This window comes from Massilia sp. R2A-15 (assembly GCF_030704305.1).
Lineage (GTDB): Bacteria > Pseudomonadota > Gammaproteobacteria > Burkholderiales > Burkholderiaceae_D > JAFCUW01.
In genome coordinates, this window is the sequence record NZ_CP131935.1 from 4368652 (window position 1) to 4380849 (window position 12198).

A 12198-nucleotide genomic window follows, 5' to 3' on the forward strand; every position below is an offset into this window, starting at 1 on the left:
AACATGATGAAATTTCGCGATTTTCGTATCGGCTGGCGCCTGCTGATCCAGGAGCCGGCTTACTCCGCCGTGGTGGTGCTTGGCCTGTCGGTCGGTTTTGCCGCCTGCTTCCTGCTGCTCGGCTTCGTGCGCCATTCTTTCAGCTACGACGCGCAGGTGCCCGATGCGCAGCAGATCTACCTGGTCAAGACCCGCTTCAACATCATCGGCGACACCAAGTGGTTCGAGCTGGCCCCCCTGCCCTACCTGGAGGAAGCGAAGCGCAACCCGATGGTGGCCGACGCCACCATGCTGTTCCCGCTCGGCGTGCCGATGAAAGCGGGCGCGCAGGTGCAGCCGATCCGGCTGGCCGCGGTCAACGAGGGCTTCGGCGAAATGTTCGGCGTGCGCCCGCTGGAAGGCGACCTGCGCTCCGTGCTGAAGGACGCCGGCAGCGTGGCGCTGACCAGCAGCACGGCGCAACGCCTGTTCGGACGGGCCAACGTGCTGGGACAAACCGTCTCCATCGAGGGCGACGCGTTCCGGGTAGGCGCGATCCTGCCCGATCCGGCGCCAAACAGCACCATCTTCTACGAGGCGCTGGCCGGCCAGGGCACCACGGCCTGGCCGGACGGCTATCGCAAGAACATACTGCACGCCTGGGGCGGGATCGGCGGCAAGGTCTATGTGAAGCTCAAGCCGGGCGCCTCCGCCGCCGCGGTCGAACAGGCCTTGCAGTACGCGGGCGATCATTCGCCGCTGGTGGCCGAAGCCGGCCCCGAGGCGATGGCGAAACTGGCGGGAAAGAAGGCCATCGACATCCGCCTGGGCGCCCTGCCCTCGATGTATTTCGATGACGACACCGCCAACGTGCCGGGCAGCAGCGACCACGGCGACCTGCGCGTGATCGGCGGCCTGGGCGCCATTGCACTGGTGATCCTGCTGCTCGCGGCCACCAATTACGTCAACCTGGCGACCGTGCGCACCGTGCGGCGCCAGCGCGAGATCGCCGTGCGCAAGGTGCTTGGCGCGCCGGCCAGGCGGCTGGCCGGCCAGTTCATCGCCGAATCGATGCTGGTCGCGCTGATCGCCACCGGTTTCGGCCTGCTGCTGGCCTGGCTGCTGCTGCCCGTGTTTTCGGAGCTGGTCGACCGCCAGCTCAAGGACATGTTCAGCGCGGCCAACCTGCTCGCCGCGCTGGCGCTCGGCGTCGTGACCGGCCTGCTGGCGGGTATCTACCCTGCGTGGGTGGCGCTGGGCGTGCGTCCGCAGCGCACCCTGGCAGGCCGCGGCAGCGCCGAAACCAGCGGCGGCCTGTGGCTGCGCCGCGCGCTGACGGTGGCGCAGTTCACCACCGCCATCTGCCTGACCGCCGTGACGCTGGCGATCGCCTGGCAGGCGCGCTTCGCCAGCAACGCCAATCCCGGCTTCGACGCGGCCGGCATGCTGGTGCTGGAGCTGCCGCAGTCGATGCGCGGCGAACCGGCGCAGGCCCTGCGCGCGCAGCTTTCGCACCTGGCGGGCGTGAAGGGCGTGGCCATCGCGCAAAACGCCATCGGCGAGCCAATCATCGGCAATTACGTCCCTTACACCACGCAGCCGGGCGCCAAGGCGAGCCTGCTGACGCGCGATATCAGCGCCAACTTCTTCGAGGTGGTCGGCGTGAAGGCGATGGCAGGCCGCCTGTTCGACAGCACGCGCGAAACCGACACCACGACCGACAAGGTGGTGATCGACGCGGCGGCGGCGCGATCGCTCGGCTTTTCCGATCCGGCGATGGCGGTCGGGCAGATCATCACTTCGAACATCGCCAACAACTCGCAGCCGGCGCAAGTGATCGGCATCGCGCCGCCGCTGCGCATCCAGTCGCTGCACGAAGCCGTCAGGCCGGTGGTGTGGCGCATCCGGCCACGCGGTGTCGTGCAACTGATACGCGGGGACGGCGACCTGGGCGCGCTGCAAGGCGCCATCGAGACGATGTTGAACCGGCAGGCGCCGGACCAGGTATTCGGGATCGAGCGCGCACAAACCTATCTGGCCAAGAACTACGCCGACGACCTGCGCCTGGCCAAGCTGCTCGGCCTGGCCAGCGTGGTGGCGATCGCGATCGCGGCATTCGGTATTTACGTGCTGGCGACCTACAGCGTGCAGCGCATGGCGCGCCAGATCGTGCTGCGCAAGCTGTATGGCGCGGGACATGCGGCCATCGTCACGCTGGTCGGCCGCGAGTTCGCGCGCCTGCTGGCGATCGGCGCGGCGATCGCGCTGCCGCTGGCGGCGCTGGTCAACGCGCGCTACCTGGCCGGCTTCGTCGAACGCGCGCCGATGGGCGTGTGGCCGCTGCTCGCGGCGCTGATGGTGGCGGCGCTGGTGGCGATGCTGTCGACGCTGCGCCATACGCTGGGCGCGCTGCGCATGGCGCCGGCGCACGTGCTGCGCGACTAAGGGGTTTCGATTGTGCGATTATGCGCAATTGCGCATAATCGCTGCTATCGATGCCACTGGAGTGAAACAATGACGACCCGCGATACCCCCGCCGCCTACGGCGCCGTTTCACGGCTCAATCACTGGATCGGCGCGCTGTTCGTCATCCTGCTGCTGGGGATCGGCCTGTATTTTTCGGACCTGCCGCGCGGCCTCGAGAAAACCTACTGGCGCTCGCTGCACATCGCCATCGGCACCATCGCCATCCCGTTCCTGCTGTTCCGGGTGTTCTGGCGCGTGCGCGCGACCTCGCCCTTGCCGCCGCCGCAGGCGCCGGCGCTCCAGCGCCTGTCGAACATCGTGCATGCGCTGCTGCTGGCCGGGATCGTCACGATGGTCGTCACCGGGCCGCTGATCCAGTGGTTCGGCGGGCGGGCGTTCGGCATCTTCGACGTGGTGCAGTTCGCCAGCCCGCTGGCGAAGTCGGAGCTGTGGCACAAGCGCATGGAAGACATCCATGGCTTCGTCGCATGGGCGATCATCTGGCTGCTTGGCCTGCACCTGCTCGGCGTGATCAAGCACCAGTTCATCGATCGCGACAGGCTGCTGGCCCGCATGACGGGCCGCGGCCTGCGCGGTTGAGGATTTAGAACACGGCGACGATTTCCACGTCGAACACCAGGCCGGCGTTCGCCGGGATCTTGCCGGGGATACCGGCCGCGCCGTAACCGAGACTGCCCGGAACGTAGATGGTGCGCTTGGCGCCGGCCTTCGCACCGGTAATGCCTTGCGTGAAGCCAGGGACAAAGTCGGTGACCTTGTACAGCGGATTCGAGCTCATGCCGTTCGGGTTGATCGTGCCAGTGTCGAACTGCGTGCCCTTGTGGTCGGCCGCGCTGGCGCTATACAGCCATCCGGTGTACTTGATCGTGGCGTAGCTGGTCGTAGCGACCGTGGCGCCCGTGCCGGCCACGGTCTCGCTGTAGGTCAGCGTGGCCGGACTTTCGGCGACCGGGGAGCTGGGTGAGCTGGAGGAGCCGCTTGAGCCGCCGCCGCAGGCGGTCAGCGAAAGCATGGCCACGAACGCGGCGATCAGGGGAAGCTTGAATTTCATGGGGATCCTTGGCAGTCGAAAGAGTGCCGAGAGTGTAGCAGAGGATGCCGCGCCTCATCCTCCGCCAAGCTGTCCTGCATTTGTATTAATTTGTATCAGATTTCGACCTGGGTGCCCAGTTCGATGACCCGGTTGGTCGGGATCTGGTAGTAGTCGGCGGCGCCGCGCGCGTTGCGCGACATGGCCACATACAGATGCTCGCGCCACGGCGCCATGCCGCCGCCCGGGGCAGAGATCACGGTCTGGCGCGCGATGAAGAATGAAGTCTCCATCATCTCGAACGGCAGGTTTTTCAGTGCGCACAAGTGCATGATGTTCGGGATGTCCGGTTCGTCCTTGAAGCCGTACTGCACGTTGAGCTGGAAGCAGTTGTGGCCGAGGTCCTGCACCGTCACCTGCTCGCTGGCCGGCACGTAAGGCACCTCGCGCATGTGCACCGTCAGGAACACGACGCGCTCGTGCAGCACCTTGTTGTGCGACAGGTTGTGCAGCAGAGCGTGCGGCACGCCGTCGCTTTCGCCGCGCAGGAAAATGGCGGTGCCGTACACGCGCGCCGGCGGCGCCACGAACAGCGACTGCAGGAAGTCGTCGAGCGGGATCGCGTGCTTCTGCAGGTTCTCGAACACCAGCTCGCGGCCGCGCTTCCAGGTCACCATGACGGTAAACAGGATGGCGCCGAGCAGCAGCGGGAACCAGCCGCCGTGGAACAGCTTTAGCGTACTGGCCGAGAACAGCGATATGTCCATGATGATGAAAAAGCCGGTGGCGCCGAAGCACACTATCAGCGGCATGTGCCAGCGGTAGCGTGTCAGGAAGAAGGTCAGGATGGTGGTGGCGAGCATGGTGGCGGTGACGGCGATGCCGTAGGCGCCGGCCAGCTTGTCGGACGAGCCGAAGCCGACCACCGCGATCAGCACCACGATCAGCTGGAGCCAGTTCACGGCAGGGATGTAGATCTGGCCGATCTCGCTCTCGGACGTGTGCATCACGCGCATGCGCGGCAACAGGCCGAGCGCGATCGCCTGCTTGGTCATCGAGAAGGTTCCGGAGATGGTGGCCTGCGAGGCGATCACCGCGGCCATCGTCGAGAGCACCACCAGCGGGTAGACGCTCCAGCTGCCGAGCTGCTGGAAGAAGGGATTGTCGAGCGCCTCGGGATGGGTGATCAGCAGGCCGCCCTGTCCCAGGTAGTTCAGCGCCAGCGCGGGGAACACGATCATGAACCATGCGGCGCGGATCGGCTTCTTGCCGAAGTGGCCCATGTCGGCGTACAGCGCCTCAGCGCCGGTGAACGCCAGCACCACTGCGCCCAGCGCGACGAAGGCGATGTAGCGGTTCTGCAGCAGGAACGCGAACGCGTGCAGCGGATTGAGCGCCGACAGGATCACCGGCGCCTTGATGATGTTGATCACCCCCATCGTCGCCAGCGCGGCGAACCAGACCACCATGATCGGTCCGAACCAGCGGCCGATGCCGGCGGTGCCGTGCTTCTGCGCCCAGTACAGCGCCACCAGCACGATGATCGTCAGCGGCACCACGTATTGCTTCAATCCGGGCGCCGCCGTTTCCAGGCCCTCGATCGCGCCGAGCACCGAGATGGCCGGCGTGATCACGCTGTCGCCGTAGAACATGGTGGCGCCGAACACGCCGAGCATCAACAGCGGCACGTACCAGCGCGAATTCCTGGTGACCGAATTGAGCGTGAGCGCCATCAGCGCCATGATGCCGCCCTCGCCACGGTTATCGGCGCGCAGCATCAGGGTGACGTATTTGAGCGAGACGATCATCGTCAGGCCCCAGAAGATCAGGGAGACGACGCCGAGCAGGTTGAAGGTGTTGAGTGCGAGCCCATGTTCCGGGTCGAAGATGGTTTTGAGGGTGTAGAGCGGGCTGGTACCGATATCGCCATAGACGATTCCGACGGCGGCCAAGGTCATTGTGGCCAGGCCGGCTTTTTTGTGTTCCGAGGTCAAGATTGCACCATTTTTTTGTTTTGTTGCGTTGCACAATAGGCGCTCGTGGTGCGATTTGCAAGGACTTTTTGTTTCAAAGCGACACCTTTTTATTTTGGTAATGTCTTCCAGTACTTCAGTAATTCGCGCAGCGCCTGCGGCTTGTTGGACGGCGCTCCCAAGCCCGCCTGGTTGGCGGTATTGGTTCCATGACAAGACGCGCAAGTGCGCATTTCGCCGGCCTGGAACGTGATCCAGTTGCGCTCCCGTACCACCGGCGTGCCGGCGCGGTCGGTGGTCTGCCAGGTCAGCGCGCGGCGCGCCGGCACGAACGCGGCCGTCGAGCCATCCGCGGCGATGCGCACGCTGCCCGCCGGTCCCTGCGGATTGGGCGGGTTGGCGCCGTCGTGCAGCGGCTGGGCGATCACGCGGCGCCCGGCCCGGCCCGGATAGGCGCGCAACTGGTCGCCCTGGAACAGCTGGAAATGCGCGATGTCGTAGACCTTGCCGCCTGGCATAGCCTTCGACACCGTTTTCACGCCGCCGGGTACGCGCAAATTGAACGGTTGCTGTAAGTCTGCCCTATCTCGGCTGGTCTGGTCGCGCGTAACGACAAGCGCCAGGTCGCGCCGGACCAGCCAGTCGCGCAAGGCCGCCTCGCTGACCCGTTCTTCGGCCAGCACCGCGCGCTCGGGCGCCTCGAAGGCGGCGGCGCGGCGCGGGGGCGACAGGCGCGGGCGCACTTCGACCGCGTCCAGTTCCCACAGCACGCCGCGGTAGGACTGCGGCCCCGTGCCATCGGCGCGGATGCCGGCCGTGAGCGGCGCGCCGGCGCGGTACTTGCCGTCGGACCCGCGCGCCAGCACGCGCAGGCGCAGGTCGGGCAGCCCGGCGCCCTCCTCCGGCGCGCGTTCGGCGCTGGTGTGGCTGGCCACCAGCACGCCGTTCGACAAGGGCAGCGGATTGCGGAAGCGGCCGCCCGCCATCGCGTCGCCGGCGTCCATCGCGGTCAGCGCGGTGACGGTCATCTGGTCGCCGTTCAGCGCCGGCGCGCCGGACAGGCGCACCAGCGGCCCGGTGGTAAACGAGCCCGATTCGCGCGCCGCGGTGGCGATGTAGCTGCCGCGCCGGCGCGGGTCTTCGCGCAGGTGGAACAGGCCGCCCTCGCGCCGGATCGCCAGGCGGTTGGCGTGGTGGGTATCGACGGTGTGGTTCGACAGGTTCGGATCGTCGCGAAAGCTCGGCGTCAGGAAGCCGAACGCCAGCTCGTGCTGGCCGACGTGGTTCAGGGTTTCCTCGTTGCTGCCGTCCTCGTTCATCGACCAGATCGTGAAGAAGTTGGTGATGAAGCCGCTGACGGCGCCGTAAGGGCCGGTGCTGCCGCTGCGCGATTCGGGGAACGGCTCGGCGCGCGAGTCGAGCTTCGGCGCGCGCGCGTCCTCGGCGGCGTAATTGAAGGAGCGGAACGGCGGCGCGACGCCATTGCGCGACGCGTCGCGATCGCGCTCGGCCAGCTGGTCCTGCTGCAGGTGGTCCCAGCGCGTGAACAGCACGCGGCCGTAGCTGTCCAGGATGGGCGTGAAGGCGCCGCTGGGCGCGTGGTTCAGGATGCGCAGCGCGCCACTGGCCGGGTCGAGGCGCCAGATGCCCGTCACCGTCGGCGTGGCCTCGTATTCGTCAAGCTGCGGATACAGGTGGGCGGCGCCGTCGCGCGGGCGGTCGGACGCAAACAGCATCGCGTCGCCGCTGGCGTACAGCGGCGCGACGTTGTTGTAGCCGGCCGGCTGGCGCGCGACCCTGGCGATGGAAGCGCGCTGGCCCTTCGCCAGGCCGCGCACCTCGTACAGCTGCCACACCGCGTTGGGCGCGGCGCCGGCCAGCATGCTGAACACCGCGCGCTCGCCGCCGGGGTGCACGGCCGGCTCGCGCACGGCGGCGTCGTCGAAGCCGGCTTCGCGGGTCAGGTTACGCAGCGTGCCGTCCGGGTAGCGCAGCATCAGGCCGCCGCCGCGCGGCGCCTGCGTGACGCCGCCCATGTGATTGCCGAAGGCCGACAAGCGCGCCGCGACGTCGGTGTGCAGCGGCACCTGGGTGACGAACAGGATCGGATAGGGCGTGACGGGGGCGGCAGCCACCGCGGTAAACAGGAAGGCGCCGGCCAGGGGCAGGCAGCGCAGGACGGCTATTCTCATGGGAAGCGGGAATCGGGCGACGCGCTAGTGTAGCCCAGCCAATTGTGGTGCTTGAGTTTTTTCCCGGAACAGTGCAACCTTGCGTTCAAAATTTCACCGATGGCGCTGACCGATACGGAGCTTGCATGCGATTTCAGAATACGAATAACAAGAACCGCCTGGCGGTGGCGGCGATTTCCGTCCTGATGCTCGGCGCGACGGTCGTGGCGTGCAGCGGCGGCGGCGGCAGCGGAGGAAGCAGCACGCCGGCTCCGACGCCAACGCCGACGCCGACACCGACGCCCGTGGTGAACGGGCCGGCGTGGCTCGGCTACGGCGGCGACGCCCAGCATACCGCGCTGGCGCAGGTTCAGACGCAGGCGCTGTCGCGCATCGTCTGGCAGACGCCGGTCGATGTCGCGCCGCAGTACAGCACCCAGGGTTACCTGCTGGTGCATTACGGATCGCCGGCGATTACGTCGAAGAACACGGTGCTGGTGCCGGTCAAGCGCGGCGCCGCCAACACCTTCCGGGTCGAGGCGCACAACGGCGGCAACGGTCAGCTGGCCTGGAGCTTCGACAGCGATTACGTCACCCCGCCGCACAACTGGACGCCGCCCTACAACGTCACCCTGACCAAGGCCAATCGCGTGGTGATGCCGGGCGCCGGCGGCAAGGTGTATTACCGCGACGACGCCGATTCGTCCGGCGCGGCGACTGGCAGCCTGGTGTTCTACGGCGGCGCTGTGTACAGCTCGGGGCAGGCGGCGTTCGACGCATCGGTCTTCATCAACACGCCGATCACCGTCGACAATGCCGGCAACCTGTTCTTCGGCTTCGTCACCACCGGCACCAATCCGGCGGGGCTGGTCAGCGGCATCGCGCGCATCGGCGCCGACGGCGCGGGCAGCTGGGTCAGCGCCGCCACGGCGGCCGGCGACATCAACATGATCAAGCCGGCGATGGGCGCGGCGCCGGCGATGTCGGCCGACCAGAAGACCGTGTACGTGGTGGTCAAGGGCAGCGGCATCGCCGGCCAGCTGCTGGCCCTGGACAGCGCCACCCTGGCGCGCAAGAGCAAGGCGGCGCTGACCGACCCGGCCACGATGGCGGCGGCGCGGGTGAGCGAGGACAGCACGGCGTCGCCGATGGTGGGGCCGGACGGCGACGTGTATTTCGGCGTGCTCGAATCGGTGCAGGGGCAGCACAACTCGCGCGGCTGGCTGCTGCATTTCGACGCGACGCTGGCGCAATCGAAGGCGCCGGGATCGTTCGGCTGGGACGACACGCCGTCGTTGGTGCCGGCATCGCTGGTGCCGGGCGACAGCGGCGGCTCGGCCTACCTGCTGATGACCAAATATAACAACTACGCCCGCTCCGGCACCGGCGAAGGCCAAAACCGGGTCGCCGTGCTCGATCCGAACGTGATGATGGCCGACCGCGTGACGGCCAGCGTGCCGGTGATGAAGGAGGTGCTGTCGATCCTCGGGCCGACGCGCGATCCGGCCAACGAGGCCTGGGTGACTGAGTGGTGCATCAACACCGCGGCGGTCGATCCGTTCACCAAATCCATCCTGGTCAACAGCGAGGACGGTTATTTGTACCGGTGGGACCTGGCGACCAACACGCTGAGCCAGCAGGTCCGGCTCACCAGCGGGCGAGGCGAGTCGTACACGCCGACCGCGGTGGGCGCGGACGGGACGGTGTATGCGATCAACAACGCGGTGCTGTTCGCGGTAGGGAAGTAAGCGTTGCGGCGGCCAAGGGTCTGACCCGCCGGGTCAGACGGGGACGCCGAGTCCCTGGTGCAGTGCTCAGCAGCACTCCTGCAATTGGAGGATAATGCCGGCTCAGCAAAACACCGAGCTTCTCCATGCGCACCGGCATCATCAATGCAACCCTGGCCTTTCTCTGCTGGGGTTCTTTCCCCCTCTACTTCCATGCGCTGAACAATGTGCCGCCGGGCCAGATCCTGGCGCACCGGGTGCTGTGGTCGCTGCTGTTCCTGGTGATCGTGCTGACCGCGCGGCGCCAATGGAAATGGCTGCCTGCGGTGCTGCGCCAGCCGCGCGTGATCGGCAGCTTCGTCGCCAGCGCCCTGCTGCTGAGCGGGAACTGGCTGGTGTACATCTGGGCGGTCAACAACGGCCACGTGATCGAAGGCAGCCTGGGCTACTTCATCAATCCCCTGGTCAACATCATGTTCGGCTACCTGCTGCTGAAGGAGCGGCTGCGGGTCGGCCAGTGGGCGGCGATCGCTCTGGCGGCGCTGGGCGTGGCGTGGCTGACGTGGCAGGCGGGCACGGTGCCGTGGATCGCGCTGATCCTGGCGGCCACCTTCGGCGCGTACGGGCTGATGCGCAAGACCGCGGCGCTGGGCGCGCTCGAAGGGCTGGCGTTCGAGACGATGGTGCTGTTTCCGCTGGCGCTCGGGTATGTGATCTGGCTCACGGTGCATGGCGAAAATGCGTTCATTAACAGCCCGGCCGACAGCACGCGCTGGCTGCTGGCGGCGGCCGGGCCGATCACCGCGATCCCGCTGCTGCTGTTTGCCGCGGGAGCGCGCAAGATCCCGCTGGCGGTGCTCGGCATGCTGCAATACATCTCGCCGACGATCCAGTTCCTGCTGGGCGTTTGGCTGTTCCACGAGGCCTTCACGGCCGAGCGACTGGTCGGCTTCGTGCTGATCTGGGCCGCGCTGGCGCTGTATGCGGCCGAAGGCCTGTGGCGTAGCCGAACGTAGATTCGCTACCGCCGCGTCGGGGGTCTGCCCCCGCGGGGTCAGACGGGGACGCCGAGTCCCCGGTTTTGCCGCTGGATGAGACCCTTGAGCACGCTTTTCCGGTATGCTGTGCACCTTCCGTCACACCCTGAGATCACTGCAATGGCAAATTACGTCTATACCATGAACCGCGTGGGCAAAATCGTCCCGCCCAAACGCCAGATTCTGAAAGACATTTCGCTGTCGTTCTTCCCGGGCGCCAAGATCGGCGTGCTGGGCCTGAACGGCTCCGGTAAATCGACCCTGCTGAAAATCATGGCCGGCATCGATACCGATATCCAGGGCGAAGCCGTGCCGATGCCAGGCCTGAACATCGGCTACCTGCCGCAGGAACCCCAGCTCGATCCGGAACAAACCGTGCGCCAGGTGGTCGAATCGGGCCTCGGCGAAGCGTTCGAAGCGCAGGCCAAGCTGGAAGCCGTGTACGCCGCCTACGCCGACGAAGACGCCGACTTCGACGCCCTCGCCACCGAGCAGGCGCGCCTGGAAGCGATCATCTCGACCTCCGACGGCGGCAACCTGAACCTGCAGCTGGAAATGGCCGCCGACGCGCTGCGCCTGCCGCCGTGGGACGCCAAGATCGGCATCCTGTCCGGCGGCGAGAAGCGCCGCGTCGCGCTGTGCCGCCTGCTGCTGTCGAAGCCCGACATGCTGCTGCTCGACGAGCCGACCAACCACCTCGACGCCGAATCGGTCGACTGGCTCGAGCAGTTCCTGGTGCGCTTCCCCGGCACCGTCGTCGGCATCACCCACGACCGCTACTTCCTCGACAACGCCGCCGAATGGATCCTGGAACTGGACCGCGGCCACGGCATCCCGTGGAAGGGCAACTACTCGTCCTGGCTGGACCAGAAGGCCGCGCGCCTGAAGCAGGAAGAAGCCACCGAATCGGCGCGCCAGAAAGCGCTGGCCAAGGAACTCGAATGGTCGCGCCAGAATCCGAAGGCGCGCCAGGCCAAGTCGAAGGCCCGCCTGGCCCGCTTCAACGAGCTGTCCGAATACGAATACCAGAAGCGCAACGAGACCCAGGAGATTTTCATCCCTGTGGCCGAGCGCCTGGGCAACGACGTCATCGAGTTCAAGAACGTCTCGAAGGCTTTCGGCGACCGCCTGCTGATGGACAACGTGTCCTTCATCGTGCCGCCAGGCGCCATCGTCGGCATCATCGGCCCGAACGGCGCCGGTAAGTCGACCTTGTTCAAGATGATCGCCGGCCTCGACAAGCCTGACAGCGGCGAAGTGACGATCGGCCAGACCGCGCGCATCTCGCTGGTCGACCAGAGCCGCGACGCGCTGTCCGACGCCAAGACCGTGTTCGACGACGTCTCCGGCGGCGCCGACACCCTCAGCGTCGGCCGCTTCGACATGCCGTCGCGCGCCTACCTGGGCCGCTTCAACTTCAAGGGCTCGGACCAGCAGAAGATCGTCGGCAACCTGTCCGGCGGCGAACGCGGCCGCCTGCACCTGGCCAAGACCCTGCTCAAGGGCGGCAACGTGCTGCTGCTCGACGAGCCGTCCAACGACCTCGACGTGGAAACCCTGCGCGCGCTGGAAGACGCCCTGCTCGAGTTCGCCGGCAGCGTGATGGTGATTTCGCACGATCGCTGGTTCCTCGACCGCATTGCCACCCACATCCTGGCGTTCGAAGGCAACTCGCAGGTCACTTTCTTCGACGGCAACTACCAGGAATACGAAGCCGACAAGAAGAAACGCCTCGGCGAAGAAGGCGCCAAGCCGAAGCGCATCCGCTACAAGCCGCTGACGGTCTGACCGCCG

8 protein-coding genes are annotated in these 12198 nt (G+C 66.9%); 5 read left to right on the top strand and 3 right to left on the bottom strand.

The features are described from left to right. Positions 1–3 precede the first annotated feature (3 nt). Both Q4S45_RS20085 and Q4S45_RS20090 read left to right on the top strand, forming a co-directional pair. Positions 4–2424 carry an ABC transporter permease gene (locus Q4S45_RS20085; RefSeq protein ID WP_305507175.1) on the top strand — a complete coding sequence of 807 codons (2421 nt, stop codon included), beginning with the start codon at positions 4–6 and terminating at the stop codon, positions 2422–2424. Between the two features lie 69 nt (positions 2425–2493). After that, positions 2494–3045 carry a cytochrome b gene (locus tag Q4S45_RS20090; RefSeq protein ID WP_305507176.1) on the top strand — a complete coding sequence of 184 codons (552 nt, stop codon included), beginning with the start codon at positions 2494–2496 and terminating at the stop codon, positions 3043–3045. A 4-nt stretch (positions 3046–3049) separates the two neighbouring features. On the opposite strand, the gene Q4S45_RS20095 is transcribed toward Q4S45_RS20090, so the two are convergent. From Q4S45_RS20095 to Q4S45_RS20105, 3 genes are all read right to left on the bottom strand, one after another. After that, complete coding sequence (locus tag Q4S45_RS20095; protein ID WP_305507177.1) at positions 3050–3517, bottom strand: FKBP-type peptidyl-prolyl cis-trans isomerase; 468 nt, start codon at positions 3515–3517, stop codon at positions 3050–3052. 95 nt (positions 3518–3612) lie between these two features. After that, positions 3613–5490, bottom strand: a complete 1878-nt coding sequence (locus tag Q4S45_RS20100) for a potassium transporter Kup (RefSeq protein WP_305507178.1) — start codon at positions 5488–5490, stop codon at positions 3613–3615. Between the two features lie 89 nt (positions 5491–5579). Next, positions 5580–7661: a hypothetical protein gene (locus Q4S45_RS20105; RefSeq protein ID WP_305507179.1), complete on the bottom strand. Its 2082-nt coding sequence runs from the start codon at positions 7659–7661 to the stop codon at positions 5580–5582. A gap of 125 nt (positions 7662–7786) precedes the next feature. Between Q4S45_RS20105 and Q4S45_RS20110 the strand changes: the two genes are divergently transcribed. The 3 genes from Q4S45_RS20110 (at position 7787) to ettA (ending at position 12192) form a co-directional block, all read left to right on the top strand. Continuing rightward, positions 7787–9388 (top strand): hypothetical protein, encoded by a 1602-nt coding sequence (locus tag Q4S45_RS20110; RefSeq protein ID WP_305507180.1) that lies wholly within the window; start codon positions 7787–7789, stop codon positions 9386–9388. Positions 9389–9513: 125 nt separating this feature from the next. Beyond that, complete coding sequence (gene rarD / locus Q4S45_RS20115; RefSeq protein ID WP_305507181.1) at positions 9514–10383, top strand: EamA family transporter RarD; 870 nt, start codon at positions 9514–9516, stop codon at positions 10381–10383. A gap of 141 nt (positions 10384–10524) precedes the next feature. Further along, on the top strand, positions 10525–12192 hold the full coding sequence (gene ettA / locus Q4S45_RS20120) for an energy-dependent translational throttle protein EttA (protein WP_305507182.1): 1668 nt from the start codon (positions 10525–10527) through the stop codon (positions 12190–12192). Positions 12193–12198: the final 6 nt, after the last annotated feature.